This is a genomic window from Cereibacter sp. Soil_C_27 (assembly GCF_057657095.1).
This window is the reverse complement of the sequence record NZ_JBDGJD010000001.1, coordinates 1,340,849-1,367,494: the sequence shown is the minus strand read 5'-3', so window position 1 is coordinate 1,367,494 and position 26,646 is coordinate 1,340,849. Positions and strand designations below refer to the sequence as shown.

Annotated in this window: 30 protein-coding genes; 13 read left to right on the top strand and 17 right to left on the bottom strand. The window is 67.6% G+C overall.

The annotated features are described in order from the left end of the window. The first annotated feature begins 91 nt into the window (after positions 1–91). Entirely contained in the window at positions 92–1,132 is a 1,041-nt protein-coding gene (locus AC3A5Z_RS06735; RefSeq protein ID WP_487518562.1) for a quinoprotein relay system zinc metallohydrolase 2, read from the top strand. Position 1,133: 1 nt separating this feature from the next. Here AC3A5Z_RS06735 and AC3A5Z_RS06730 read toward each other — a convergent pair whose 3' ends face one another. The 14 genes from AC3A5Z_RS06730 to gfa all read right to left on the bottom strand — a co-directional run bounded on the left by AC3A5Z_RS06730 (position 1,134) and on the right by gfa (position 12,741). Continuing rightward, a complete protein-coding gene (locus tag AC3A5Z_RS06730) occupies positions 1,134–1,727 on the bottom strand; it encodes a hypothetical protein (RefSeq protein ID WP_107664161.1) in 594 nt (197 codons plus the stop codon). A 2-nt stretch (positions 1,728–1,729) separates the two neighbouring features. Further along, positions 1,730–2,527 (bottom strand): ABC transporter permease, encoded by a 798-nt coding sequence (locus AC3A5Z_RS06725; protein ID WP_107664162.1) that lies wholly within the window; start codon positions 2,525–2,527, stop codon positions 1,730–1,732. Continuing rightward, positions 2,524–3,252, bottom strand: a complete 729-nt coding sequence (locus tag AC3A5Z_RS06720) for an ATP-binding cassette domain-containing protein (RefSeq protein WP_136792180.1) — start codon at positions 3,250–3,252, stop codon at positions 2,524–2,526. Before AC3A5Z_RS06720 ends, AC3A5Z_RS06725 begins: the two co-directional genes overlap by 4 nt. After that, a complete protein-coding gene (locus tag AC3A5Z_RS06715) occupies positions 3,249–3,491 on the bottom strand; it encodes a PepSY domain-containing protein (RefSeq protein ID WP_444665671.1) in 243 nt (80 codons plus the stop codon). Before AC3A5Z_RS06715 ends, AC3A5Z_RS06720 begins: the two co-directional genes overlap by 4 nt. A gap of 17 nt (positions 3,492–3,508) precedes the next feature. Then, positions 3,509–3,940 carry a cupredoxin domain-containing protein gene (locus tag AC3A5Z_RS06710; RefSeq protein WP_107664165.1) on the bottom strand — a complete coding sequence of 144 codons (432 nt, stop codon included), beginning with the start codon at positions 3,938–3,940 and terminating at the stop codon, positions 3,509–3,511. A gap of 14 nt (positions 3,941–3,954) precedes the next feature. Further along, complete coding sequence (locus AC3A5Z_RS06705) at positions 3,955–4,920, bottom strand: YVTN family beta-propeller repeat protein (protein ID WP_444665669.1); 966 nt, start codon at positions 4,918–4,920, stop codon at positions 3,955–3,957. 11 nt (positions 4,921–4,931) lie between these two features. Next, positions 4,932–6,113: an ABC transporter substrate-binding protein gene (locus tag AC3A5Z_RS06700; RefSeq protein WP_487518561.1), complete on the bottom strand. Its 1,182-nt coding sequence runs from the start codon at positions 6,111–6,113 to the stop codon at positions 4,932–4,934. A gap of 64 nt (positions 6,114–6,177) precedes the next feature. Beyond that, complete coding sequence (locus AC3A5Z_RS06695) at positions 6,178–6,711, bottom strand: PQQ-dependent catabolism-associated CXXCW motif protein (RefSeq protein WP_487518560.1); 534 nt, start codon at positions 6,709–6,711, stop codon at positions 6,178–6,180. Continuing rightward, positions 6,708–7,526, bottom strand: a complete 819-nt coding sequence (locus AC3A5Z_RS06690) for a substrate-binding domain-containing protein (RefSeq protein ID WP_487518559.1) — start codon at positions 7,524–7,526, stop codon at positions 6,708–6,710. Before AC3A5Z_RS06690 ends, AC3A5Z_RS06695 begins: the two co-directional genes overlap by 4 nt. Next, entirely contained in the window at positions 7,514–8,059 is a 546-nt protein-coding gene (locus AC3A5Z_RS06685; RefSeq protein ID WP_487518558.1) for a c-type cytochrome, methanol metabolism-related, read from the bottom strand. Before AC3A5Z_RS06685 ends, AC3A5Z_RS06690 begins: the two co-directional genes overlap by 13 nt. 121 nt (positions 8,060–8,180) lie before the next feature. Then, complete coding sequence (locus AC3A5Z_RS06680) at positions 8,181–9,986, bottom strand: methanol/ethanol family PQQ-dependent dehydrogenase (RefSeq protein ID WP_487518557.1); 1,806 nt, start codon at positions 9,984–9,986, stop codon at positions 8,181–8,183. 215 nt (positions 9,987–10,201) lie between these two features. After that, on the bottom strand, positions 10,202–10,639 hold the full coding sequence (locus AC3A5Z_RS06675; RefSeq protein WP_487518556.1) for a c-type cytochrome: 438 nt from the start codon (positions 10,637–10,639) through the stop codon (positions 10,202–10,204). Between the two features lie 204 nt (positions 10,640–10,843). Beyond that, positions 10,844–11,974 carry an S-(hydroxymethyl)glutathione dehydrogenase/class III alcohol dehydrogenase gene (locus AC3A5Z_RS06670; protein WP_487518555.1) on the bottom strand — a complete coding sequence of 377 codons (1,131 nt, stop codon included), beginning with the start codon at positions 11,972–11,974 and terminating at the stop codon, positions 10,844–10,846. Positions 11,975–12,150: 176 nt separating this feature from the next. Continuing rightward, positions 12,151–12,741, bottom strand: a complete 591-nt coding sequence (gfa, locus tag AC3A5Z_RS06665) for an S-(hydroxymethyl)glutathione synthase (protein ID WP_487518554.1) — start codon at positions 12,739–12,741, stop codon at positions 12,151–12,153. A 139-nt stretch (positions 12,742–12,880) separates the two neighbouring features. Between gfa and AC3A5Z_RS06660 the strand changes: the two genes are divergently transcribed. After that, entirely contained in the window at positions 12,881–13,375 is a 495-nt protein-coding gene (locus AC3A5Z_RS06660; RefSeq protein WP_487518553.1) for a DUF3280 domain-containing protein, read from the top strand. Between the two features lies 1 nt (position 13,376). Here AC3A5Z_RS06660 and AC3A5Z_RS06655 read toward each other — a convergent pair whose 3' ends face one another. The 3 genes from AC3A5Z_RS06655 to AC3A5Z_RS06645 all read right to left on the bottom strand — a co-directional run bounded on the left by AC3A5Z_RS06655 (position 13,377) and on the right by AC3A5Z_RS06645 (position 16,262). After that, a complete protein-coding gene (locus AC3A5Z_RS06655) occupies positions 13,377–14,153 on the bottom strand; it encodes a Crp/Fnr family transcriptional regulator (protein WP_487518552.1) in 777 nt (258 codons plus the stop codon). Positions 14,154–14,305: 152 nt separating this feature from the next. After that, positions 14,306–15,097 carry a Crp/Fnr family transcriptional regulator gene (locus tag AC3A5Z_RS06650; RefSeq protein ID WP_487518551.1) on the bottom strand — a complete coding sequence of 264 codons (792 nt, stop codon included), beginning with the start codon at positions 15,095–15,097 and terminating at the stop codon, positions 14,306–14,308. A 130-nt stretch (positions 15,098–15,227) separates the two neighbouring features. Continuing rightward, positions 15,228–16,262: an LLM class flavin-dependent oxidoreductase gene (locus AC3A5Z_RS06645; protein ID WP_487518550.1), complete on the bottom strand. Its 1,035-nt coding sequence runs from the start codon at positions 16,260–16,262 to the stop codon at positions 15,228–15,230. A 214-nt stretch (positions 16,263–16,476) separates the two neighbouring features. Between AC3A5Z_RS06645 and AC3A5Z_RS06640 the strand changes: the two genes are divergently transcribed. The 11 genes from AC3A5Z_RS06640 (at position 16,477) to galU (ending at position 26,639) form a co-directional block, all read left to right on the top strand. After that, a complete protein-coding gene (locus tag AC3A5Z_RS06640; RefSeq protein WP_487518549.1) occupies positions 16,477–17,445 on the top strand; it encodes an AAA family ATPase in 969 nt (322 codons plus the stop codon). Continuing rightward, entirely contained in the window at positions 17,445–18,293 is an 849-nt protein-coding gene (locus AC3A5Z_RS06635) for a DUF58 domain-containing protein (RefSeq protein ID WP_487518548.1), read from the top strand. Before AC3A5Z_RS06640 ends, AC3A5Z_RS06635 begins: the two co-directional genes overlap by 1 nt. After that, the gene (locus tag AC3A5Z_RS06630; protein ID WP_487518547.1) at positions 18,290–18,652 is read left to right on the top strand and encodes a hypothetical protein; all 363 of its coding nucleotides are present in this window, start codon (positions 18,290–18,292) and stop codon (positions 18,650–18,652) included. The genes AC3A5Z_RS06635 and AC3A5Z_RS06630 overlap by 4 nt, the downstream gene beginning before the upstream one ends. Next, on the top strand, positions 18,645–19,601 hold the full coding sequence (locus AC3A5Z_RS06625) for a VWA domain-containing protein (protein WP_487518546.1): 957 nt from the start codon (positions 18,645–18,647) through the stop codon (positions 19,599–19,601). The genes AC3A5Z_RS06630 and AC3A5Z_RS06625 overlap by 8 nt, the downstream gene beginning before the upstream one ends. After that, the gene (locus tag AC3A5Z_RS06620; RefSeq protein ID WP_487518545.1) at positions 19,598–20,521 is read left to right on the top strand and encodes a vWA domain-containing protein; all 924 of its coding nucleotides are present in this window, start codon (positions 19,598–19,600) and stop codon (positions 20,519–20,521) included. Before AC3A5Z_RS06625 ends, AC3A5Z_RS06620 begins: the two co-directional genes overlap by 4 nt. Beyond that, complete coding sequence (locus tag AC3A5Z_RS06615) at positions 20,521–21,117, top strand: hypothetical protein (RefSeq protein ID WP_487518544.1); 597 nt, start codon at positions 20,521–20,523, stop codon at positions 21,115–21,117. Before AC3A5Z_RS06620 ends, AC3A5Z_RS06615 begins: the two co-directional genes overlap by 1 nt. Further along, on the top strand, positions 21,111–22,265 hold the full coding sequence (locus tag AC3A5Z_RS06610) for a hypothetical protein (RefSeq protein WP_487518543.1): 1,155 nt from the start codon (positions 21,111–21,113) through the stop codon (positions 22,263–22,265). Before AC3A5Z_RS06615 ends, AC3A5Z_RS06610 begins: the two co-directional genes overlap by 7 nt. A 175-nt stretch (positions 22,266–22,440) precedes the next feature. After that, entirely contained in the window at positions 22,441–23,658 is a 1,218-nt protein-coding gene (locus tag AC3A5Z_RS06605; protein WP_487518542.1) for an NAD-dependent epimerase/dehydratase family protein, read from the top strand. Positions 23,659–23,661: 3 nt separating this feature from the next. After that, positions 23,662–24,477, top strand: coding sequence for a glycosyltransferase (locus AC3A5Z_RS06600; protein WP_487518652.1), 816 nt, complete (start codon positions 23,662–23,664; stop codon positions 24,475–24,477). Next, positions 24,474–25,319, top strand: coding sequence for an NAD-dependent epimerase/dehydratase family protein (locus tag AC3A5Z_RS06595; protein WP_487518541.1), 846 nt, complete (start codon positions 24,474–24,476; stop codon positions 25,317–25,319). Before AC3A5Z_RS06600 ends, AC3A5Z_RS06595 begins: the two co-directional genes overlap by 4 nt. A 387-nt stretch (positions 25,320–25,706) precedes the next feature. Then, positions 25,707–26,639 (top strand): UTP--glucose-1-phosphate uridylyltransferase GalU, encoded by a 933-nt coding sequence (gene galU / locus AC3A5Z_RS06590; protein ID WP_487518540.1) that lies wholly within the window; start codon positions 25,707–25,709, stop codon positions 26,637–26,639. Positions 26,640–26,646: the final 7 nt, after the last annotated feature.

The window sequence follows — 26,646 nt, the reverse complement described above, 5'->3', positions numbered from 1 at the left end:
AACCACGGAGCCGCGCCGAACGCCTATGCGACTTTCGGATGAGTATCTCCCCGGCCCCCCTCTGGCGCAGGGTCGGGCGCGGAGGACCGCGATGTTCCACCTGATGCTGACCGCCTGCCTAGCCGCCGCGCCCGACAGCTGCGCCGAGCGGCTGCTGCCCACGCCCGAGCCGCTGACCGAGGCCGCCTGCGCCGCCAGCGCCGACACCCGTGCCTCGCTCTGGCTCGCCGCCCATCCCGGGCTCACCCCCGGCCCCACCCGCTGCGCCGAGACCGCCAGCCTCCCCGCCCTGCCGCTCACCGATCTCGGCGACGGGCTCTGGCTGCACCCCGGCATCACCGCCATGCCCGCGCCCGAGAACGGCGGCGAGATCGCCAACCTCGGCGTCATCATCGGCCCGCAGGCCGTCGCGGTGATCGACGCGGGTGCGACCCGGTCGGAGGGCGAAAGGCTCTACGCCGCCATCCGCCAGAAGACCGGCCTGCCCATCACGCTGATCCTCACCCACATGCACCCCGACCACAGCCTCGGCGCCGAGGTCTTCCGCGAGGCCGGGGCCAAGATCGTCGCCTCCGCCCGGCTCGGCCCCGCATTGGAAGCACGCGAGGAGACCTATCTCACCAGCTACGCGGCCCAGCTCGGGGCGGAGGCACTGCTCGGCAGCCGGTTCGTCCAGCCCGACGTAAAGCTGACCAGCGAGACCGAGTTGACCCTCGGCCCCGGCCACACCCTGCAGCTGACCCCCGTTGCCACCGCCCATACCGACAACGACCTCACGGTGCTGCATGTCGAGACCAACACCCTCTTCTCTGGCGATCTGGTGTTCAACGGCCTCTTGCCGACGCTCGACGGCTCGCTCACCGGCTGGCTCGACTGGCTCGGGCAGGACCGTGCGCTGCGTCTGATCCCCGGCCACGGCGCCGCCCCGACCGACTGGCCGCAAGGCAGCGCCGCCACCCGCCGCTACCTCACTGCGCTGCGTGACAGCATCCGCGCCGCCATCGCCGCCAACATCCCGATGAGCGCGGCCATCACCCGGCGCGACGAGTCCGAGGCCGCGCGCTGGGTCGGCTATGACGCCAGCCACCCGCGGAACGCCTCCGCCGCCTATGCCGAGCTGGAATGGGAGTGAGCTACTCCGGCAGATGCGCCGCCACCGCCCGCCCCAGCGCGAAGGCGCGCTGTTCGAGGATCACCGGCGTTTCGCAGACATAGGTCAGCGACTGCTGCCTGTCGCGGAACACCCGCGTGTCCCAGTCGAGCTGTTCCTCCAGCGCGTCGATCCGGTCGAAGTCCGGGCTCTCCGCCGCCTCCAGCTTCGACATCTCGGCACGCCGCTCGTCGATCTGCGCGTCGAGCGCCTCCTGCTTGTGGGCATAGCGGGCGATGCCGTTCATCACCCGCGACCGCAGCGCATCGATCCGCTCGAAGGTTGCAAGGTAAAGCGCCGCCATCTGCTGCGCGTCCTTGCCTTGCGCAAATTCCGCGATCAGCGCCTCGGCCTCCTCCACCGGCAGGCGCCGCTGCTCCAGCCGCTGCGCCAGGGCCTGCACCTCGGGCGCCTTCGCAAGTTCCTCCACCGCCGCATCCGGCAAGGGGCCGGACCAGACGCTGCCCAGCGACAGATGCGGCTGCTTGCGCTGGATGCAGGGCCAGTCGGGGTCGGAGAAATCCGCCGCTCCCGCAGTCCCCGCCATCAGCATCGCCATGAGTGCCAGCCGTTTCATCCTCATCCTCCCTTGCGTCTGCCCCAGAGGCCCTTCGACGGATCATACATGAAAACCGAGGCCGCGAAAAAACCCACCGCGCAGCCCGCGACCACCAGCAGCGCCACCGGCTCGACCTGACGGTAAAGCGCGAAGCGGATCAGCTCCACCGCATGGGTGAAGGGGTTCGCCAGCGCAATGTCATGCAACAGCGTGCTCGACTCCTGCAGCCGCCACAGCGGGTAGAGCGCGCTCGAGGCGAAGAACATCGGAAAGATCACGAAGTTCATCACGCCCGCAAAATTCTCCAGCTGCCGGATGGCGGAAGAGATGAACAGCCCCATCGCCCCCAGCATGATCCCCGACAGGATCAGCGCGGGCAGCACTGTCAGATAGCCCAGCACCGGCGGCTCGATCCCCCAGAAATACGCGATCAGCAGGAAGGCATAGACCTGCAGCACCGACACCAGCACCCCCGCCACCAGCTTCGATCCCAACAGGAACCAGCGCGGGTATGGGCTGACCAGCAGCGTCCGCATCGCCCCGGTCTCGCGGTCATAGACCATCGACAGCGAAGACTGCATGCCGTTGAACAGCTGGATCATCGCGCAAAGGCCGGGGGTCACATAGACCTCGTAAAGCACATAGGTCTCGTAGGGCGGCACGATCGACAGACCCAGCACCGACCGGAACCCGGCGGCGAAGATGAAAAGCCACACCAAGGGGCGCACCAGCGCCGCCAGAAACCGCTCGCGCTGCCGGGCAAAGCGCAAGACCTCGCGCCAGGCGATGCCCATGAAGGCAATGCCGTAGCCCGTCATGCCTCGCCCCCGGTCAGCGCGAGGAAGCCTTCGGTCAGGCTCGAACCCAGCTCCGATGCACGGCCCTGCGCCTTCACCTCGCCCTTGTGCAGCACCACCACCAGATCCTCGGGCGCGATCTCGTCCATCGCATGCGTCGCCCAGAGCGCCGAGACGCCGCCCGCGATCAGCCGCCGCACCAGCGCCTGCACATCCGCCCGCGCCCGCACATCGAGCCCCGCCGTCGCCTCGTCCAGCAAGAGCAGCTCCGGCCGATGCAGCAAGGCCCGCGCGATCTCCGCCCGCCGCTGCTGCCCGCCCGAGAGGGTCGAGACCCGCGCCCCCGCCTTCTCGGTCAGGTTCACTTCCTCCAGCACCTCGGCGATCCTGAGCTTCGCCGCCCGCCGCCCGATCCCGTGCAGCGCCGCGTGATAGGCCAGGTTCTGCGCCAGCGTCAGGTCGCCGTCCAGCGCCTTGCTCTGGAACACCACGCCCAGCCGCTTCAGCGCCTCGCCGGGGGCACGGCGGGCGTCATGCCCGCCGACCAACACCCTGCCGCTGGTGGAATCGTAAAGCCGGGTGATCAGCGAGAAGAGCGTCGTCTTCCCCGCCCCGTTCACCCCCAGCAAGGCCACGAAAGCCCCGCGCGGCACGGTGAAGCTCACGTCATCCAGCGCCCGCACCGCCCCGAAGGCATGGCTGACCCCCGCGATTTCCAGTGCGGGGGTCGCATCGCTGTGGGTCATTCCTTGCGTTTTTCCGTCACGTTCATCTCGGCATCCAGATCGATGTCATACTGGCCATCGGCGCAGAACACGTCGTCCAGCTCGTAGCCGCCGTCATCGGTCTCGATGTTGCTCGGGTCGACCTCGCATTGCATGCCGCTCAGCAGGGTGTTGATCTGCTCGATCACCGCCGGGTCGGTCACGTCATCGGCAAAGGCGGGGGCGGCGACCAGCGCCAGAGCTACGGCAAGTTTCTTCATGGTCTTCTCCTTGAACTTCAGCGGATGTTGAACACGGCCTTCTGGGTATCGCCCGACGAGCCCGGAATGCTGAGCGTGAAACTGCCCGGCACCACGGCGACGAAAGTCATCTCGATCTCCCCCGCCTCGTCGAATTCGATGCTGTGCACCCCCATCGGCCTGATCTCGATCGAGTTGATGACGATCTCGTTGATCCAGATCGCCCGGAAGAAATCCCCGCCGGACAGCGCAAGTTCCGCAGAACCGTCGGCCACGATCTTGATCCGGTAGAAAGTCCCCGATTTCAGCTCATAGGGCGCCTCCGCCACCGGCTTGCCCGAGGCCAGCGTCAACGGCGCCAGATCCTCGCGGTTGCTCGACGACATCAGCCCGGCAAAGCCGAACTCATGCGCCACCGCCGGCGCCGCCATTCCCAGCGCCGCCACCACGGCCATCGTTCTCCAGATCATCCTCGTCCTCCCCTTCATTCCGCCACCACCACGACGCCCCAGGGCTGCTGCCCCACCTGCACCGACTTGATGACCTCGTTCGTCGCCACGTCGATCACCGACACGTCGTTGGAATTGCCGTTGGTCGTGAAAAGATACTTGTCGTCCGGCGAGAAGGCCAATTGCCAGACCCGCTGCCCGACCAGCAGGTAATCCGTCACCTCCCACGTCGCCGGATCAATCACCGCCACCCGGTTCGCCGGCCCCAGCGCCACGAAAACCTTGGAGCCGTCCTGCGTTACCCGCACCCCCACCGGCTGCAGCGCCTCGGGCAGCACGCCCGGCACCTCGAACTCGATCTTGTGGGTCACCTGCGCCGTTGCCGGGTCGATCACCGACACTGTCCCGCCGATCTCCGACGACACCAGCAGCGCCGAGCCGTCAGCCATGAACTGCGCGAAGCGCGGGCGCTGATCGACCAGCACGTTCTGCACGATCTCGAAGGTCTCGGTATCGATGAAATGCGCCATGTTGGTCGTTTCGGAGGTGTTGATGACGATCTTGCCATCGGGCGACACGCCCATCCCCTCCGGCTCCACCCCTACCGGCACCTCGGCCAGCACCTGCCGCGTCTCGACATCGACCACGGTCACGATGTTGTCGTCCTCGTTGGCGATATACAGCGGATTGCCCGAGGGATGCAGCACGAAGAGCTCGGGGTCCGGCCCCGAGGGCAGCGAGGGCAGCTCCTCATAGGTATGCGCGTCGAACACCCGCACGAGGTTGTCGTCCGAGGCGCAGACATAGATCACCTTGCCATCCGGCGAGGCGGTGATGCCGCGCGGGCGCTGGCCGCCGTTGAAGGTGTGGATCACCTCGAAGGTCGTGCCGTCGAGCACGGTGATGTCATTGCCCTTCTCGTTGCTGACGAAGACCCGGTCAGCCAGGGCCGGGGTTGCCCCCAGCAGCGAACAGGCAAGCAGGGCGGAAAAGCGGGCCATCGGTATCCTCCTCATTTCGTCAGCATGCATTTGCTCTCGGCCCGGTCATGGCCCAGCGTGTCGAGTTGCGTCACCTGATGCAGATATTCCGCCTGCGGCGAGACCGAGGTGGTGATCGGCCCCGAGGTGAGCAGGATCGGCTGGCGCAGCTGGCCGTCCCAGTCGCGGAACGACAGATCCTGCCCCTTGTAGGCCGCGAGCTTCAGCTCCGGCCCGCGGATATAGGCGGCGAGCGTGGCGAACTCCCCCGACTGGCTGCGCGTCGCCGCCTCGCCCAGAGCGCGCATCGCCTCCCAGACCTGATAATCCTCTTCCCGCGCCGGGCGCCCGGCAGACTTCTCGAACCGGGTCTGGAACTGCGTACCGCCCCAGGCTTCCGAAGCCGGGTGCCAGGTCTGCGGCCGGAGGCCCGCCGATCCGGCAACGGGCCGCGCCTCCCAGGTGTGATAGGGCAGATAGGCCGCAAACCAGCCGGTCGCATCGGCGGCCACCACCACGTCGTGATCCTCGGCGCGCTGGGTGAAGACCGGGATCTGCGCCTGAATCTGCACATGCCCGCTGTCGGTGGACCGCGCCCCGCCGGTATCCTCGAACACCCGGCTCTCGGTGATCTCGGCGCCGAACTTCGCTGCAGCCCGGCGATAGGCATCGGCCAGCGCGGTATCCTCGGGGCGGCTGCCCTCGACCAGGAACCACTCGTCCCATTTCTTCCACATCAGGAACTGCGCCAGCGCATCGGTCAGCTGCGCGTCGCTCGCCGCGGTGTGCAAGAGGTTCGCCCGGCACTCCTCGTTGCGCAGCCGGTCCTCGGTGGCGCGGGCGTTGAACAGCAGCGCGGTATCGCCCGCCGCATCTGCAAGCTGCAGCGTGGTCGCGGCATCGGCCAGCGTGACGATGAACTGCGTGCCGCCCTCGATCAGCTTCTGCAGCTCGGCCACGGCGGTCTCGGGCGTGGCAATCACCTCGGCGGTGGTGAAGCTCTGGCCCATGAACTGCCCGGTGGTGGCATTGTCGGCGGTGCCGACCCGCCCTCCCGCGATGCCCAGATCCTCCGGCGGCAGATCGAGGCGCGATACCGGCGGCAGCCCCGCCACATCGACGCGCAGCACCGCCGCGCGGATCTCCACCTGTGCCAGCGCCACGCAAGGCACAAAGGCGGCGGCTCCGCAAACTGCGGTCCAGATCAGCTTCATGCGACCCCTCCCCTGGTCTCGATTGTGCATCCGCCCGCGCCCTCCCGACACGGACAGTCCCGGTTTACGGACCGGGCGCCGGCTTCGCCTCCTGCAACTCCTCGCCCAAAGCCTGCCACGCTTCCGTGCCTCCGGGAAACCATTTTATTCCGGAATATCCCATCGAGATCGCGCGCTTGGCGGCATTCCACGACATCCAGCAATCGGTCCGGCAGAACAGCACCAGCGGCGCGGCCTTGTCGCCGCCCGAGACCTGCTCCAGCCCGGCCCGGAAATAGGCCTCGTCGGGCGCGGCCAGCGCCTCGTAGCCGACATTGGGCAGCCAGACCGCGCCCGGAATGCTCATATGCGGCTTCTCGCGCCAGATCGTGCCCTCGGGCAGCCCCTCGGGCTTGCCCTGCCGTGGCATCACATCGACGAAGGGCACCCCCTGCCCGTGCAACGCCCGGGCCTCCTCGGCACCGATGCCGGGCTGGCCCAGTACCGTCTCCGGCACCGGGGCGCGGTAGGGCTCGCCGCGATAGGCCGCAGGCTCCGCCACCCCTTCCGCCAGCGCCGGAAGCGCGAAGCAGATCAGCAGGGCGGCGGCGGCTCTCATGGGATCTCCTTCAACGCCTTGCCATAATCGTCGACCAGAGGCACCCCCGCCTCGCGCAGGATGGCGTCGATCTGCGCCTGCTCGCGCCGGATCAGCGAGTTCAGCTCGCGTTTCCAGACATCCTCACCGGCGCGCACGCCCATGGTGATGCGGTAGAACAGCCGCGGCGGCTTGGTCTCCTGCAAGAGCGGAATGACTTTCAGCCCGCCCCGCTCCTTGGCCAGCGGCCCACCGACCGGCCCCCAGAGCACCGCCGCGTCGATCACCCCCGCCGCCAGATCGTCCAGCATCGTCCCCGCCGGGTTCTCCACCCGCCGGTCCACCACCAGATTGTAGCCCTTGGCCTTGCCGATCAGCCCGGCCCGCGCCAGATGCGTCGCGGGCGGCGCCCCGGCGATCACCCCCAGCCGCTTGTCCTTCAGCGCCGGATCGGCCAGCGTCTCGACACCGGCCAAGGCGCTGCCCTCCGGCACGATCAGCACATGGGTGGAGGTGTAGTAATGGTTGGTGTTCAGCACCAGCTCGTCGCCTTGGGCGTAGCCGATCACCACATCGCATTTCCCCGCCGTCAGCGTCTGGCGCACGAAGCCCGTGACCATGGGAAACCAGCTGTATTCCAGCGGCCGCTCCATCTTGGCGGCGAAAAGCTCGGCGATCCGGTTCTCGAACCCCTGCCCGTTCTCGCCCGACAGCGGCAGGTTGGCCGGGTCGGCGCAGACCCGGAAGGCCTGATCCGACACCAGATCGGCCACCTGTGCCGAGGCCGGCCCCGCCAGCCCCAGCACCAGCGCCACGGCCAGCCTCACTCCATGCACGACTTTTCCACTTCGGCATATTCCTCGGGCTTCTCCGCCCGCTTGGCCGGACGCCCCCGGTCCAGATCGCCGGTGCCGCGCGCGCGCAGATAGGTCCAGATGTCGTCGGTGTAGCACATCACGTTCGGGTTGGTCCCGAAGGCCGGCATCACCAGGTTCTGGGCCGCGCCCACTTCCTGCTTGCCGCCCGCGATGACCTCGAGAAACTCGTAGTAATCCAGCCGCATCACCGAGTCCTTCAGCGCCGGCGCATAGCTCGAGCCCTGCCCGTCCGGCCCGTGGCAGACGTGGCACTCGGCATGGTAGCGACGGTAGCCCGAGAAGGTCGGCCAATCCACCGTGCCGTCCTCGGCGATCGCATAGGTCGGGATGTCCTCGGCGTTGAACGACCGGATCCCGTCCGACGACGCGACAGCGACATCCACGCCCTGCGCGGCAGCGGTCTGGGCCGTCGCCAGCGACGAGGCGCCTGTCACGACGCAGAGCGCCGCAGCGGTCATCGCAATCGCACGAAGTGGCGTAGTGATAGTCATTCTGATCTCCTCCCGGGTGAAAAAGCCGCCCCCGACATAACGCGCAAGGGCGGCTTCCGTTGCTTCTTCTGGGCTCAGACTTTGGTACCGGCCGGCGTCCTCCCGCCAGCCGGAGTCCGGATCAGTCCGGCACCGCGAAGACGGTCAGCTGGCCGCCGAGCTCGGTGTAGTCGGACAGCGCCGAATAGCCGCCCACCGCGCCGAGACCTTCGTTCGGGTTGGTCAGGCCGGCCGCGAGGCCGATCCCGGCCCAGCCACCGATCCCCGAGAGGATGCCGATGTACTGCTTGCCGTCCAACTCGTAGGTCATCACGTTGCCGATGATCCCCGAGGGCGTCTTGAACTTGTAGAGTTCCTCGCCGGTGGTCGAGTCGACCGCCTTCAGATAGCCCTCAAGCGTGCCGTAGAACACCACGTCACCCGCGGTGGCCAGAGCCCCCGACCAGACCGAGAAGGCTTCGGGCAGCGACCACTTGATCTCGCCCTTCACGGCGTCCCAAGCGATGAAGTTGCCCAGACCCCCGTGGCTTTCCGGCGCCGGATACATCGACAGCGTCGCCCCGACATAGGGCTGACCGGCGGCGTAGCTCACGCGGAACGGCTCGTAATCCATGCAGACGTGGTTCGTCGGCACATAGAAGAGCCCGGTCTTGGGCGAGAACGACGCCGGCTGCTGGTCCTTCGACCCCAGCGCCGCCGGGCAGATGCCGGTGGAGTTGGTGTCTTCGCCGTTCTGCTCGGTCGAGTATTCGGCCACGACCTGCGGACGACCGTACTGATCCGAGTTCGGGTCCATGACGACTTCCGTCGCCCAGTTCACCGCCGGATCGTATTTCTTGGCTACCAGAAGCTCGCCCGTCTCGCGGTCCAGCGTGTAGGCAAAGCCGTTCCGGTCGAAGTTCACCAGCAGCTTGCGCATCGTGCCGTCGATCTCCTGATCGACGAGGATGTTCTCGTTCACGCCGTCGAAGTCCCACTCGTCATGCGGGGTCTTCTGGTAGACCCATTTGGCCACGCCGGTATCGGCATCGCGGGCCATGATGGTCATCGACCACTTGTTGTCGCCCGGACGCTGCGACGGGTTCCAGGTGGAGGGGTTGCCGGTGCCGTAGTAGATCAGGTTCAGATCCGGGTCATAGGAATACCAGCCCCAGGTCGTGCCGCCGCCGATCTGCCACTGGTCGCCTTCCCAGCTCTTCAGCGAGCTGTCGGCGCCGACCGGCTTGCCCAGCTCCATGGTGTTTTCCGGGTCGAACAGCATCTCGGCGTCCGGGCCGGTGGAATAGGCGCGCCAGGCCTGCTCGCCGGTCTTCATGTCATAGGCGGTGATATGGCCGCGCACGCCGAATTCGCCGCCGGAGATGCCGACGATCAGCTTGTCCTTCACCGGCATGACGGTGGCGGTGTTGGTCTCGCCCTTGGCCGCGTCGCCGTTGACCACCGACCACTTCACTTCGCCGGACTTGGAGTCGAGCGCGACGACGGTGGTATCGGCCTGATGCAGGAAGATCATGCCGTCGGCATAGGCCACGCCGCGGTTGACCGTGTCGCAGCACATCACGCCGATCACGTCGGGGTTCTGCTGCGGGGTGTAGCGCCACAGGATCTTGCCGTCATTGGCCAGATCGAGCGCGTAGACGTTGTTGGGGAACGGGGTATGGACATACATGATCCCGTCCACCACCAGAGGCGAGCCCTCGTGACCGCGCAGCACGCCGGTCGAGAAGGTCCAGGCAACCTGAAGATCCTTCACGTTGTCCTTGTTGATCTGGCTGAGTTCGGAATAGCGGGTGTTGGCGTAATCGCCGGTCTGGATCGCCCATTGCTTGGCGTCAGCCGTCGCAGTGAGCACGGAGTCATTGGCAAAAATTGGTGATGCCGCACCCAGCATCAGACTTGCACATAAGCCCAGCTTGAACTGTTTCATTAGGCTCTCCTCCCGAGGTTTAGTTGGCTCGATTTCAGCTGAAAACAGAGACTTTTGCGCATCGCAGGACGCGGGTAGCCCTCTTGATGTTTATTTCTAAGTCGCGGCGAAACGCCACGTCAACGCTGCTGGCAATCCTCTAAGCCCAAAGTATGAGCAGCCTGCAAATGCTGTCTTTCCAAGAAAAACATTTGCATTTGCAGGCATTTGCAAGGTCAGCCCTCGACAGCGGGCGCAGCCGGCGTCTCGGCTTCGGCGGCATCGGCCGCGCCTTCCGAAACCGAGGCCAGGAAGGCGATGATATCGGCGCGTTCCTCGGGCTTCTTGATGCCCGCAAAGGACATCTTGGTGCCGGGGATCGCCTTCTTCGGGTTCTCGAGGAATCCGTCCAGCGTCTCCGCCGTCCAGACCAAACCGCCCTCGGCCTGCTCGGTCATCGCCGGGGAATATTTGAAGTCGGGCGCCGAGCCCGCCGGCCGGCCGACCACGTCGTTCAGCACCGGCCCGACCCTGTTCTTCGCCTCTTCGCCGACCTGATGGCAGGCCATGCACTTGCGGAACGATTTCTCGCCCGCGGCAACATCGCCTTGGGCAGAGGCCGCGAAGGGGGCCGCAGCCATGGTCAGCGCCGCAAGCATCGTGGTGAACTTCATTCGGTAGTCTCCCAGAGAGGGCAGGCCAAGCCTGCCGCAAGTTTGAAGCCGGCTGCCGCAGGGGGCAGACCGCCGGCAAAGGCGTTTCGCGCGCACCCTGCCTGGCCTGCCCGCAGCGCGGACAGACCTTGCCGAAAGGTTAACAAAAAGGGGAACCTATAACGAAATCAGCGCCTTGAGCCGATTTTCACGCGTGAAACGCTGTCAGAATACCACGACAGAGCGGATGCTTTCACCCGATTTCATCAGGTCGAAGCCTTTATTGATGTCTTCCAGTTTCAGGATGTGGGTGATCATCGGGTCGATCTGGATCTTTCCATCCATGTACCAGTCGACGATCCGCGGCACATCCGTCCGCCCCCGCGCGCCCCCGAAGGCCGAGCCCTTCCAGATCCGCCCGGTCACCAGCTGGAACGGCCGCGTCTGGATCTCCGCCCCCGCCGGCGCCACCCCGATCACGATCGACTGCCCCCAACCCCGGTGGCAAGCCTCCAGCGCCTGACGCATGACCTTCACATTGCCCGTGCAATCGAAGGTGTAATCCGCCCCGCCGATCTGATCGAAGGGCGTCTTCGTCATGTTCACGAGATAGGGCACGATGTCGCCCTCGATCTCGGACGGGTTGACGAAATGGGTCATGCCGAACCGCTCGCCCCACTCCTTCTTCGAGTTGTTCAGATCCACCCCGATGATCATGTCCGCGCCCGCGAGCTTCAGCCCCTGGATCACGTTGAGACCGATGCCGCCGAGCCCGAAGACGATGGCCTTCGCCCCGATCTCCACCTTGGCGGTGTTGATGACCGCCCCGATCCCGGTCGTCACCCCGCAGCCGATGTAGCAGATCTTGTCGAAAGGCGCGTCGTCCCGCACCTTCGCCAGCGCGATCTCCGGCAGGACGGTGTAGTTCGAGAAAGTCGAGCAGCCCATGTAATGCAGGATCGGCGTGCCATCCAGCATCGAGAACCGGCTGGTCCCGTCCGGCATCAACCCCTGCCCTTGGGTCGCCCGGATCGACGTGCAGAGATTGGTCTTCTGGCTGAGGCAGGAGGGGCAGTTGCGGCATTCCGGCGTGTAGAGCGGGATGACGTGATCGCCCGGCTTCAGCGAGGTGACCCCGGGGCCGACCTCGACCACCACGCCGGCACCCTCATGGCCGAGGATGGCGGGGAACATGCCTTCCGGGTCGGCGCCCGAGAGGGTGAATTCGTCGGTGTGGCAGATGCCGGTGGCCTTGATCTCGACCAGAACCTCGCCGAACTTCGGCCCTTCCAGGTTCACTTCCATGATCTCGAGCGGTTTGCCGGCCTCGACGGCCACGGCGGCGCGGGTGCGCATGTCTGTCCCTCCTTCTGGGCCGGAGAGCGAGCCTCGGGCCATCTGTTCCCGCCAAGTGTAGGCACAAACGCGCGGCGCGGCAGATCGGAAAAAAGGATGAGACGCAGGGGCTTGTGCGCCCAAGCGAAAGCGCCCCCCGGCGGGACCGGAGGGCGCGGTGCATGGGGCTTCGGAGGTCAGGCCGCCAGAGCGCCCGACTTCTTGGCGACGTGGGTGGCGATCGCATCCATCAGCGCCGGCGAGAGCGCGTCATAGGGTGGCAGGCCGAGCTCGGTCAGCCGGGCGCGGATATCGCCCATCCGGTCGGGCGAGACGCCGCTCTCGATGACCGAGGAGACGAAGGCCGCAAAGCCGGGGGCCGACCAGCCCTCCTCGCCCGAGAGCTCGGTGTGGATGAAATCGAGCCCGTAGAACGGATGCTCGGTGTTCTCGATGCGGCCATACATATGCGTGCCGCATCCGGTGCAGGCATGGCGCTGGATCGACATCTTCTCGTCGACGATCTTCAGCTTGTCGCCATTGGCCACCACCTCGACCGCGCCGCGCGGCACGACGGCGACCATCGAGAAGGTCGCCCCGTCCGGCTTCCAGCATTTGGTGCAGCCGCAGACGTGGTTGTGCGCCGACTGCGCGTTGATCCGCACCTCGACCGGGCGGTCGGTGCAGTGGCAGCGCAGCGTGCCGCCCTGAAACCCGTCCTGCCCCTGCTTCACTCCCCCGTCGACCGACGGATGAATCTTCACGCTGCCATGAGACATCTCTGCCATTGGTCAATCCTCCCTGAATTGCAGCCCGAGTGTCGCAGGTGGGAGGGCGTCCCGCTACTCAGCCAAAGGGGGGAGAAACCGGGCCTGTCAGCCTTTGGTGCCGGTTGCGGGAACCCGCTTGCCGCCGCAGGGTCGGCGGATGAAACAGCTCTTTCCCCTCATCGCCGCCCTCTGCCTCGCCCTGCCCGCCAGCGCGCAGGAGTGGCAGGGCAGGACCGCCGCCTTCTTCGGGGTCACCTTCCTCGATACCTCGACCGAGGGCAGCATCAACGGCGTGCGCGCCGATGAGACGGCGCGGGTCGCGCTGATCGAGGATTACATCACCAAGGCGCTGGAGGCGGAGGGGCTGACGGTGCTCGACCTCGCCCCGGTGCAGGAAGAGCTGGACCGCACCGCGAACCCGGCCAAGTGCAACGGCTGCGACCTGCGCATGGCCGAACGGCTCGGCGCCGACTACACGGTGGTGTCGGAGGTGCAGAAGGTGTCGAACCTGATCCTGTCGATGAACCTCTACATCAAGGATACCGCGACCGGCAGGCAGCTGCGCGGTCAGGCGGTGGACATCCGCGGCAACACCGATGACAGCTGGACGCGCGGCATCCGCTATATCCTGAAGCGGAACGTCTTCAAGTAGCTCAGCCGTGCTGGGCCACGCGCCGCCGCCGCTCCTGTCGCGGCATCACCTCGACCAGCGTCGAGCGCATGTCGGCCATCTCCTCCAGCGCGGCAAGATCGCAGAGCTCGATGGCCGAGCCCTCGTGCAGCGCGATCAGCCCCTGCCCCTCTAGCGCCAGCTTGGCCTCCTCCAGCGCCGCCACCGTGGTGCCGAGCAGCACGGCGATGTCGTCGCGGCGGCAGGCCAGCGTCAGCCGCAGCCGGCCCAGCGCGTCGCGCTCGGCGATGCAGCCCGCCAGCGCGACGAAGAGCTTGGCCAGACGCTCGGGCACGCTGCCGACAGTGCGCAGCCGCGTGAAGCTCTGCCGCGCCTCGCTCGAATTGCTGGAGGCGTCGAGCAACGCGCAGGACAGACGCCTGTCGCGCAGCGCCGCGGCCTCGACATCGTGGATGTCGAACCAGCAGACCCGCGAGGGCACGACCGCCGTCACCCGCATGTCGCAGTTCGGACGGAAAGCCTCGGTCAAGGGTTCGCCGGGCAGGACAAGCTCCATCCCGCCCGCCTCGCCGCCGCAGCGCAGGAGGAGACCGGAATGCAACATGCCAAAACGCCCCCCGCGCAGACTGACGTCAACGGGCCCCTCGCCGGGCATCAGCGTCTCGTTCAGCGGCAGCAGCGGCAGCACCGAGGCCGCCCGCTGGCGGATGGCGGAACACAACCGGCCTTCACGCATCTTGCAATGCTGACAATCCGCCATGAGGGTTTTTGCGACATCGGCCAATTGGTAAAGCGCCATTCTGTCAGTTCCTCCGGGGCTCGCTCGGGGCGATCTGATAATTTGATTGCACATCACAGGGTGATGCCGATCCGGGACGCAATGGACCGGCTTCTTCTTGTTAATAGATGAGTAACAGCCTCGCGTTGACCTGCGTCAATTTGACGGGCCTTCTACGACAAGAGACTCAGGCCCGCCGCAGCATTGCCAGAAGCGCCTCTGAATCGAAGTCGTCGTTTGTTGACAATAAGTGCCGGCAAATCGAGTATCTCGAACTGCAGGGGCGTGAGAATGCGGATCAGCCCCTCGCGTGAGAAGTTTTGCACCGTGCGGCTGATCGATTCCACGGTGGTGCCAAGATAATGCGCCAGATCGCTGCGACCGACCGGAAGGCGTACGACGATTCGCTGCGCATCCGAGGTCAATTCGCTGGTCTGGTGCGGCCAGCGGCGGCAGAGGATCAGGAGATAGGTGGCAAGCCGCGCCGCCACCGTCTGCACCGCCAGAAGGCTGATCCATTCGCGCGCCGCATCCAATTCGTCGAGCACGGCCAGAAGCACGGTATGCTCCAGATCCGGGCAGCTTGCCATCAGCGCCTCGAAGGCGTGGCGCTCGAAACAGCAGAGCGTGACTTCGGTCGCGGCCTCGATGGAAAACTCCGACCGCTCGGTGAAGACCCGGCCGAAGAGATCGCTCGGGATCAGCAAGCCGACGATATGCGAGCGGCCGTCGCTTTGCAGCCGCTCCATCCGCAACACGCCGCGCACCACGTTGCCGACAAATTCCAGCGGGCCGCCCTGCTCCACCACCACCGCATCGCGCGGGAAGACCCGGAGGCGGGCGATGGCGTCGAGCTTGCGCAACGTGGCAGGCGAGAGGCCCCGGCGCAGGCCGGCATGGTGGAACTTCGCCTCCACGGCCAGCCGCATCACATCCTTCTGCGCCGAGACTCGTTCCACGGGCATCCTCCCCTCCACGGACGGGCCACCGGAACCGGGCGGTGCGCCCGTGGATGCTGCACCTGCGAAAGGCTTAGCAGATCTCGCTGCCGGAGCCTATCGCGGAACGGGGAAAGCGGCAATCAGCGCAGGGGCCTCAGGCGGCGAGGATTTCCCGCACCATCGGCATGACCCTGGTGCCGTAGAGCTCGACCGAGCGCATCAGCGCCTCGTGCTCCAGCGGGCCCACCGAGTATTTCATCTGGAAGCGCCCGAGACCCAGCGTCTGCACCGTGGCAGAGATCTTGCGCGCCACGGTCTCGGGGCTGCCGACATACATCGAGCCGTGATCGACCTCGCGGTCGAAATCGGCGCGGGTCAGGGCGGGCCAGCCGCGCTCGCGCCCGATGCGGTCGTGCAGGCGCTTGTAGGCCGGGAAGGCCTCGTCGCGCGCCTGCGCATCGGTCGCGGCGACATGGCCGGGGGAATGGACGCCCAGCGGCTTGGGGTCTCCACCGATCTGTTCGTAGGCGCGCTTGTAGAGATCGACGAAAGGCAGGAAGCGCTGCGGCGCGCCGCCGATGATGGCGAGGATCATCGGCAGGTCATGCCGCACCGCGCGCACCACCGATTCCGGGCTGCCGCCGACGCCGATCCAGGTCTTCAGCCCGGCAGGCGAGAGCGGCGGATGGACCCGCTGCTGCTTCAGGGGCGCGCGGGTCTCGCCGCTCCAGCTCACCTTCGGCTCGCGGATCAGCCGGGCGAAGAGATCGAGCTTCTCCTCGAAAAGCTGCTCGTAGTCGCGCATGTCATAGCCGAAGAGCGCGTAGGACTCGGAGAACGACCCCCGCCCCAGCGTCACTTCGGCCCGACCGTTCGACACGGCATCCAGCGTCGAGAAGCGCTGGAACAGCCGCACCGGATCGTCGGAGCTCAGCACCGTCACCGAAGTGGCGAGCCGGATGCGCATCGTGCGCCCGGCGATGGTGCCGAGGATGACCTCGGGCGCGGAGATGGCGAAATCGTCACGGTGATGCTCGCCGAGGCCGATCACGTCGACGCCCACGCTGTCGGCAAGCACCGCCTGCTCCACCACGTCGCGCAGCACCTGCGCCTGCGGCATGGGCTTGCCATCCGCGCCGAAGGGCACGTCGCCGAAAGTGTCGAGGCCGAGTTCGATGTCCTGTGCCATGGGGGCTCCTGCTTTGCTTGCCCCCTACCTAGGCAGTTTTGCCGCGGATGTCGCTGCCGATGGCGGCACAGACACCTCTCCACCGCCGCACAAAGAGCCTGTCATTCGTGCTTCCTGAACGAAATCTCATCCCTAAGTCTGAGGCCGGGATGGTGGCGCAGCGCCCGTTCCTCTGCCAGTCTGGCGCCAGACACGTTGATCGGGGAGGAGAAACGTGGACACGATGGACCACACGCAGGGCACCGCCATCAGCCGGCTCGCCGGGCAGATCAGCGCCGGACTGATCGGGCATGAGGTGCTGGTGGAACGGCTGATGACGGCGCTGCTTACTGGCGGGCATGTGCTGATCGAGGGCCCGCCCGGCCTTGCCAAGACCCGCGCTGTGAAACGTCTGGCCGAGGGGCTGGATGGCAGCTTTGCCCGCATCCAGTGCACGCCCGACCTGATGCCCTCGGACCTGACCGGCACGCAGGTGTTCCGCCGCGACAGCGAAAGCTTCGATTTCGCGCCCGGCCCGATCTTCCATTCGCTGGTGCTGGTCGACGAGATCAACCGCGCCCCGCCCAAGGTGCAATCGGCGCTCCTGGAGGCGATGGCGGAAAATCAGGTGACGGCCGGCGGCGTCACCCGCAAGCTGCCCGACCCCTTCATGGTGGTGGCGACGCAGAACTCCATCGAACACGAGGGCACCTTCCCGCTGCCCGAGGCGCAGCTCGACCGCTTTCTTCTGCATGTCGATCTGGCGCTGCCGGGGGCGGAGGCGGAGCGGGCGATCCTCGATCTGGTCGAGGGCGAGGCGCGGCATCTGCCGCAGGCGGCGCCGTTGCTGCTGAGCCATGCCGATCTGAGCGCCGCCAAGGCGCAGGTGGCGGGCATCCATCTGGCCCCGGCGCTGAAGGATTTCATCGTGCGGCTGGTGATCGCCACCCGCGAGACCCCCGGCACCCCGCTGGAGGGGCTGGTGGACCATGCCGTCTCGCCGCGCGGCACGCTGGCGCTGGCGGCCTCGGCCCGGGCGCGGGCGATGCTGCTGGGGCGCGACCATGCCCTGCCCGAGGATGTCGAGGCGCTGGCCGCCGACACGCTGGCGCACCGGCTCATCCCTTCATGGCGCGCGACCTCCGAAGGGGTGAGCGCGCGCGAGATCGTCGCCCGGCTTCTCGGGCATGTCCGGCCCTGGTGATGCCGGGGTCGCCGCATGAGGTGAGCGTCGAGGCGCTCCTGGCACTCGGGCCGATGGCGGGCCGCCTGCCCCATGCCGCGCCCGAGCTCGCCCGTCGCCCCGGCGTCACCGCGACGCGGCCGCGCGGTCAGGGCCACGAGATCCGCGAGGTGCGGCCCTATGCCGAGGGCGACGACCTGCGCCATCTCGATGCGGCGGCCACCGCGCGGACCGGGGCGCTGCAGGTGCGCTCCTTCCACGAGGACCGCGACCGCACCGTGCTGCTGATCGCCGATTTCCGCCGGCCGATGCTCTGGGGCACCGTCCGCTTCCGCTCGGTCGCCTGTGCCGAGGCGCTGGCGATCGCCGGGTGGCAGGCGGTGGGCGATGGCGGCTCGGCCGGGGTTGCGGCCTTGACCGATGCGGGCATCCAGTCGGAGAAGCCCGCGAGCCGGGTGCGCGGCATGGCGCGGGTGGCGGGGTGTCTGGCGCGGGCGCATCTGATCGCCGGGCGGGCGGTGCATCATCCGGTGCGCGATCTGGCACCCGATCTGATGCGCGCGGCCCGGCTGGCGCCGCGCGGGGCGACGGTTGTGCTGGCCTCGGCGCTCGACCAGCCCGGGTCGGGGCTGGAGGCGGCACTCGGCGCGATCCAGCGGCGCGGGCCGCTGCGGCTCATGCTGCCGGTGGACCCGTTCGAGGCCGCGCCACCGCGCGAGGCGCTGCCCTTCCTCACCGCGGCGGGTCAGACCGCGCGCGGGGCCTTCGACGCCCTGCCCGAGGCCCGCGCGGCGCTGCTGGCCCGGCTTGCCCTTCTGGGCATCGGGGTGGAGATCCTCGCCACCGACCGGCCGGCGGAGGCGGCATGAGCCTCGATCCGTTCCGCGACCTGCATCCGCCCCGCCTGCCGCTCGATGTGGCGGCGCTCGGCTGGCCCGAGGTGCTGGCGGGCTTCGGTCTCGGCCTCTTGCTGGCGCTCGGGATCTTCGAGCTCTTGCGCCCCGCCTTCACCCGCAAGGCGCGGCCCGATCTGGAGGCGGAGCTGGTGCGGCTGAGGTCGCTGCCCGCCGCCGAGCGGCTGCTCGCCGAGGCGCGGCTGCTTGACCGGCTGGGTGCGCCCTTGCCTGACGAAGCGCGCGCGCAGCTTTACGCGCCGGAGGCGACGGCGCCCGATCTGGAGCCGCTGATCCGCCGCGCCTGGCGGGCGAAGGGCGGCGCGCATGTTTGATTTCGCGACGCCGCTCGCCTTCCTGCTGCTGCCCCTGCCCTTCCTTGCCCGCTGGCTGCTGCCGCCCCGCGCGCCGGGCGATGGCGCGGTCTACCTGCCCGACCGCATCGCCCGCGCCGCCGCCCCGGGCCGGGCCAGCGCCACGGCGCGCCGGCTCTCGACCCTGCTCTTGGCGCTGCTCTGGGTCGGGCTGGTCACCGCGCTGGCCGGGCCGCAGCGGTTGGTGCCAACGCGCGACCTCACCGCCTCGGGGCGCGAGATCCTGCTGGCGCTGGACATGTCGGGCTCAATGCTGATCGAGGATTTCGACATCGACGGAGTGCAGAGCACCCGGCTCGACGCGGTGAAGCAGGTGGCGCAGCGCTTCGTCGAGGAGCGGACCGGCGACCGGATCGGGCTTGTGCTCTTTGCCGATCGCGCCTATGTCGCCGCGCCGCCAACCTTCGACCTGCCCGCCGTATCGCGCGCCATCGAGGAGGCAACCATCGGCATCACCGGGCGCTCCACCGCCATCGCCGACGGGCTGGGGCTGGCGCTGAAACGCTCTGCGGCCTCCGACGCGACCTCGCGGGTCATCGTGCTGATGTCGGACGGGCGAGACACGGCGAAGCGCCTCGACGCGGTGCAGGTGGCGCGGCTGGCGGCGGAGCATGGGGTGCGGGTGCATACCATCGCGCTGGGGCCGGAGGATCTGGAGACCCGGCCCGCCTCGCGCGATGCGGTGGATACGGTGACGCTGAGGGCGATTGCCGAGGCCAGCGGCGGCAAGAGCTACCGGGTGCGCGGGATGGAGGATCTGACGGCGATGGCCGAAGATCTGGACCGGCTGGAGCCGAACCCCTCCTCCCGCCCGCCGGTGATCGTGCCGCAGCCGGTCTGGATCTGGCCCGCGCTGCTGGCGCTGCTGGCGGCTCTGGGCATCGGCATGAACCGGAGGGCCGAGGCATGATCCTGCTGCGCCCGTGGTGGCTGCTTGCCCTCCTGCCGCTGGCGCTGCTGGCGCTCTGGGTCTGGCGGCGGCAGTCGGCGGGGGCGTGGGAGGCGATCATCTCCCCGGCGCTGCTGGTGCGGATGCGGGCGCTCGGCTTCGTCTCGCCCGCCGCGCGGCGCGGGCTGGTGCTGCTGCCCTTCGTTGCCGCCGGGATCGTGGTGGTCGGGCTTTCGGGCCCGGCGCGGCTGAAGGAGGGGATGGGGCAGGACCGGATGGACCCGATCATCCTGATGCTCGACATGTCGCCCTCGGTCGCGCGTGCGGGCCAACTCGCCGATGCGCAAGCGGCGGCGGGGCTGGTTTTGCAGAACGCTGCCGGTCGGCCTGTCGGCATGATGGTCTATGCCGCCGATGCCTATGTCGCCAGCGCGCCGACCTCGGATGCGGCCTCGCTGCAGAGCCTCGTCGCGGTGCTGGGGCCCGAGACCATGCCGATCACCGGCAGCCGCCCCGACATCGCGCTCGGGGCGGCGCGCGACCTTTTCGCCAGCCCCGAGCGGCCGGATATCGGCGGGGCCGACCTGATCCTGATCTCCGACGGCGGCGGCGCCGGGCCGCGGGCGATGCAGGAGGCCGGGCGGCTGCGCGAGGCGGGCGCGCGGCTCTGGACGCTGGGACTTTCGGGCGATGCCGCCGAGGGCGCGCCGCCGCCCGATGTCGAGGCGCTGGTGCGACTGGCCGAGGCCGGCGGCGGGGCCTTTGCCCCGGCCCGCTCGCCCCGCCCGGTGCTGGAGCGGATCGCCGCGGCGCAGACCGGGCGGCTGGCGCGGAGCAGCTTCGCGCCGCTGGTCTTCGACGATCTCGGGCGGTGGCTTATGGCGCTGGCGCTGCTGCCGGCGCTTCTGCTCTTTCGCCGCCGCGCGACGGGGGTGCGGTGATGCGCAGGCTCGGGCTCCTTCTGCTGGCCTTGGGCGCCATCGGTCTCGCCGGCCCGGCGGCCTGGGCGAAGCTCGCCCTGGTGGCGGGGTTGCCTGGCCTCGCGGTGCCTTTTGCCAGCGACCCGGCGGTGCGAGGCGTGGCGCTCTATCGCGCCGGGCGCTTCGCCGAGGCTGACGACGCCTTTGCCGAGGCCGGGCGCTCCGTGACCTACAACCGCGGGCTCAGCCTTGCCGCCATCGGCAACTATCCCCTGTCGCGCGCCTATTTCGATGCCGTGCTCTTCGCCAATCCTGCCGACAGCCAGGCACGCGACAATCGCGGCGTGGTGGCAGCGCTGATCGACCCGGTGGTGGGCGACGGCAACGAGACCGGGCGCACCGCGGTCCGCGTCATCACCCCGCCCGACGGCCCGCCGGTGGAGCGCTTCTCGGCGGATAGCCCGCCGCTCGACACCGGCGGGCGGGTGGCCGATGACACCTGGCTCGCGACTCTCGCCGACGATCCGGGCGAGTTCCTGCGGCTGCGCATCGCCGACGAATACACCCGCCGCCTCTCGCTCGGCCTGACCCCGCCGCAGGAGGGCGACCCATGGTGATCCTGCGCGCCGCCCTGCTCTGCCTTTTCGCTTCATCCGCCATGGCAGAACTGCCGGACAAGTCATTGGAGATCATCGCATCTCCGACAGCGCGCAGCATCGTCATGGGCGAGATGATCCCGGTCACGGTGCGCGGCATTTACGCCAAGCGCGCGCGGCTGGAGGAGATGACGCTCCAGCCCTCCGACGCTTTCGACTGGCTGCCTCTGGCCAAGGACGACTGGCACGAGGAGCGGATCGAGGGGCGCAGCTTCATCGTGGTGGAGCGCAAGATGGCGCTCTTTGCCAAACACTCCGGCTTCAGCCGCTTCGGCCCGGCCGAACATCGCATCACCTTCGTCGGCGAGGACGAGCAGGTGCTGGTCTCGCATCCGCTGGAGCTGACCATCGCGCCGATGCCGGACGATCCGCCCTTCCACAATCCGCATGGCTGGCGCTTTGCCGCCGGGAAGCTGACGATCCGCGACGAGCTGAGCACCGATCCCGCGCATCTGGCCGATGGCGAGACGGTGACGCGCCGCGTCACGCTGCGGGCGGAAGGCGCGCTGCCCGAGATGCTGCCGCCGCGGCCGGTCGTGTCGCAACCGTGGCTCATCACCTTCGCGGCGCCGGTGAAGCGCGAGTTGGAGCTGACGCCGGACGGGCCGGTGGCCAGCGTGATCTGGGAGTGGCAGTTCCGTCCCGAGACCGGCGAGCCCGGCGTTCTGCCGCCGGTGCCGATCCCATATTTCAACACGGTGAGCCGCAAGGTCGAGCAGATCGAGATCCCCGCCCTGCCGATCGGCTATGCCAGCTTTGCCGCCTCGCAATCGGCGGGTGGAGCACTGACCCCGGGCAGCCGCTGGGGGATCGCGCTGGCGCTGGTGGCGGGGCTGACGCTGGGCCTCGGGGCGCTGGTGGCCGGGCATCGGACGAGTGCGGCGGCGGCGAGTGGGCTCTGGCGGCGCTGGTCGCCGCTGCCCTGGCTCGCGATGCGCCGGGCGGCGCGGGACGGCGATCTTCTGGCGCTGCGCCGCGCGGCGGCGGAGCTGGAGGGTGACCGGAGTGCGGCGCTCGGCCTGCTGGACCGGGCGATCTACGGCCCCGCGCCTGGGCCCTTCGACAGACACCGTTTCTTCCGTGCCTTGCGCCGCAAGGCGGACGGCTGAGCGAAATCCGGCGTCACCACCCGAAGCCCGGTGACCCCAAATCGGCAAGGGCTTGCCGAGTGTTGCCAAATATTCATTCGACGGATTGTGTGAAACCTTTTAGGCAGCAATTTGTTACAGCACGCGGCATGAGCCGCGACAGGCGATGGAACGTCTGGTTCCCGAAGGAGGCTTCATGCGGATCGCAATTCTGGGCGGAGACGGCTTTGTTGGCTGGCCAACCGCGCTTCATCTGTCGGCACTGGGTCACGAGATCCATATCGTCGACAACCTGTCGCGCCGCTGGATCGACACCGAGCTGGGCGTCCAGTCGCTGACCCCCATGGATTCGATTCAGGAGCGGTGCCGGATCTGGCATCAGGAGACCGGCCACAAGCTGCACTTCCACCTGCTGAACCTCGCCACCGAATATGACCGCCTGCGCGGCTGGCTGGCCGATCATCATCCCGATGCGATCATCCACTTCGCCGAACAGCGCGCCGCGCCCTATTCGATGAAGACCGACCGTCACAAGGTCTACACCGTCAACAACAACGTCAACGCGACGCATAACCTCCTGGCGGCACTGGTCGAGACCGGGATCGACGCACATCTGGTGCATCTGGGAACCATGGGCGTCTACGGCTATTCGACCGTCGGCGCGCCGATCCCCGAGGGGTATCTCGACGTGTCGGTGGAAACGCCCACCGGCCCGCGCGGGCTGGAGATCCTTTACCCGACCCGTCCCGGCTCGGTCTATCACATGACCAAGAGCCTCGATCAGATCCTGTTCCAGTTCTACGCCCAGAACGACGGGCTGCGGATCACCGACCTGCATCAGGGCATCGTCTGGGGCACCCATACCGACCAGACCCGGCGGCACGAACAGCTGATCAACCGCTTCGACTATGACGGCGACTACGGCACGGTGCTGAACCGTTTCCTCATCCAAGCCGCCATCGGCTATCCGCTGACCGTGCATGGCACCGGCGGCCAGACCCGCGCCTTCATCCACCTGCAGGACTCGGTGCGCTGCGTCGAGCTGGCGCTGTCGGATGCGCCGAAGCGCGGCGAGCGGGTGAAGATCTTCAACCAGATGACCGAGACGCACCGCGTCCGCGACCTGGCCGAGATGATCGCCAAGATGACCGGCGCCCGGGTTGCCTATCTGCCGAACCCGCGCAAGGAGGCCGACGAGAACGAGCTTCTGGTGAAGAACGACCAGTTCCTCGGCCTCGGGCTGAAGCCGATCACGCTGGCCGAGGGGCTTCTGGCCGAGGTGGTGGATGTGGCAAAGAAATACGCCCACCGCATCGACCGCAGCCGCGTGCCCGCCGTGTCGGCCTGGACCAAGGACATCGCGCAGCGGGTCGAGCATGACCCGGAAGGCAAGCGCCTGCGCTCCGTGTCCTGAGTGCTGGCCGCCGACCGACCGGCGCGGGGCGACCGCGCCTATGTCACGCTGGTGACGAACCCCGACTATGCGCTGGGGGCGCGGGCGCTGCTGCGCTCGCTGACTCTTAGCGGCACGACGGCAGATCTGGTGGTGCTGCACACTGACGTGGCCGCCGAGGCGCTGGCGCCACTGTCGGCGCTCGGGGCGCGTCTGGTGCAGGTGGATCTGCTGCCCACCTCGCCCGCCTTCAACGAGGTGCATGCCCGCGACGCGCTGCACGCCCGCGCCGCCTTCACCAAAGGCACGAAGCCACCGTTCCACACCCCACTCGACAATTTCGCCAAGCTGCGGCTCTGGCAGCTCGACTATGCTTCGGTGGTCTTCATCGACGCCGATGCGCTGGTGCTGCGCAATGTCGACAAGCTGTTCGCCTATCCGGAGTTCTGCGCGGCACCGAATGTCTACGAGGGACTGGGCGACTTCCACCGGATGAACTCCGGCGTCTTCACCGCGAAGCCCTCCGAGGCGACCTTCAACGACATGCTGGAGAAGCTCGACCGCCCCGGCGTCTTCTGGCGGCGCACCGACCAAAGCTTCCTGCAGGCCTATTTCCCCGACTGGCACGGGCTCCCCGTGGTCTGCAACATGCTGCAATACGTCTGGTTCGCGATGCCCGAGCTGTGGAGCTGGGACGAAATCCGCATCCTGCACTTTCAGTATGAGAAACCCTGGCAGCAGCATGACAAGGCGGACCGGCTGCGGGTGCTGATCGACCTGTGGCAGGCCTATGCCGGCGACGGGCCGGTTCCGGATCTGGCGAGCCTGCCCGCACCATGAGGCTCGCCATCACCGGGGCGACGGGGCTTGTCGGGCGCTTCCTCACCGAAGCCGCGCTGCGCGAGGGCTTCGAGGTGACGACGCTGGGGCGGCGGCGCGGGCAGTTCTCGGCCCCGGTCGCGCATCTGCCCTACGATCTGCGGGAGGCACCGCCCGCGCTCGACGGCTTCGATGCGCTGATCCACGCAGCCTTCCTGCACGAACCCGGGCGCTATCGCGGTGGCGAGGGCGACGACCCGGAGGGGTTCCTCGCCGCCAATCTCGAGGGCACGCAGCGGCTGTTTCGGGCGGCGCAGGGGCTTGACCGGGTGCTGTTTCTCTCCTCCCGCGCCGTCTACGGCGATCACCCGCCCGGCACGGTTCTGACCGAGACAACGCCGCTGCGGCCCGACACGCTCTATGGCCGGGTGAAGGCCGACGCCGAAGCCGCGCTGGCTGCCCTGCCCGTCGCGGGCGCAAGCCTGCGGGCGACGGGTGTCTATGGCCCGCCGGGCCCCGGCCAACGGCACAAATGGGCCGATCTCTTTGAGAAGTTTCTGTCGGGTGGGCCCGTGACCCCGCGCGTTGCGACCGAGGTGCATGGCGCCGATCTCGCATCTGCAGCAATCCTGCTGCTGCGCAGCGAAAGGGGAGCGATCCGCGGCCCCTGGAACGTCTCGGATCTGCTGCTCGACCGGCACGACCTGCTGACCGAAGTTGCCGCGCTGACCGGCGGGCCGATGCCGCCGCCGCGCGCCGATGCCACGAAGGTCAGCGCGATGGACTGCAGCCGTTTGCAATCCTTTGGCTGGCAGCCGGGCGGCTGGGAGCGGCTGCACGAGACGATTCCCGCACTGCTGTAATCGGCGCAGGCGAAAAAATGCGAGACATTCGTCCCATTGCCCAAGGATCGCTTTGACCCCGGGCGAAAGATCGCCTACGAATCAGAAAGTCTTTAGTAAATCGGCAAAAAACAGCTTAAGATTGCATCCGTGATTGATAAAACACGCTAAATCCGTTCCCGACCCGGAATCCTCTCTCTCAGAACACAGAAATTTCACGATTCAGCACTGGTGATTTCACGGACGTTCAGCATTCTGAAGAGAGTGCAGTTCTGCCGATGTGCCTGGTTCCGCCGACGACCCGCTACGCTTTCCGAACGCACCTTTGCAGGTGCAGCATTTCATGAAACATTGACTTAGGCACGTGAGGCTTACCTTGCGCGATATTGACACCAAAAGAGGTCGCAAATGACATCGAAAGTTACCACTGCGATATTTCCGATTGCCGGTCTCGGGACCCGTTTCCTGCCCGCCACGAAATCCGTTCCGAAAGAAATCCTTACCCTCGTCGACAAGCCGCTGATCCAGTATGCTGTCGAAGAGGCACGTGCTGCCGGTATCGAAGATTTCATCTTTGTCACCTCGCGGGGCAAAGGCGCTCTGGAAGACTTCTTCGACGTCCACCCGTCGCTGGAGACCTCGCTGCGCAACTCGGGCAAGACCGACCTGCTGGCGACGCTGCAGGAAACCAACATGGACAGCGGCCATGTCGCCTATGTGCGTCAGCACAATGCGATGGGGCTCGGCCATGCCGTCTGGTGCGCGCATCGTCTGGTGGGCGACAAGCCCTTCGCGGTTATCCTGCCCGACGATCTGGTGGTCAGCGACAAGCCCTGCCTCGCCCAGATGATCGAGGCGCATAACGAGGTCGGCGGCAGCATCGTCGCCGCCATGGAAGTGGCCCCCGAGCGCGCCTCCTCCTATGGCATCCTCGACGTGGAATCGACCAACGGCGCGATCATCCGCCCGCGCGACTTCGTCGAGAAGCCCAAGGCCGGCACGGCGCCCTCGAACCTCGCGGTGATCGGCCGCTACATCCTGACGCCCGAGATCATGAGCCATCTGCAGAAGAAGCAGGTCGGTGCGGGCGGCGAGATCCAGCTGACCGACGCCATCGCGCAGGAACTGCGCGCGAACCCGGGCTCCGTCCACGGCTTCCGCTTCAGCGGCGAGCGCTACGATTGCGGCTCCAAGGCGGGCTTCTTGCAGGCGACGGTCGCGCTGGCGCTGCGCCGCCCGGACCTGCGCGACGAATTCGGTGCCTTCCTCGATGCGGTGGCGCCGCGCAACAGCGTGGTCCAGCCGAGTGTGGTCCCGCTGCGGTCGGTGGCGGCGGGCTGATCCGCAG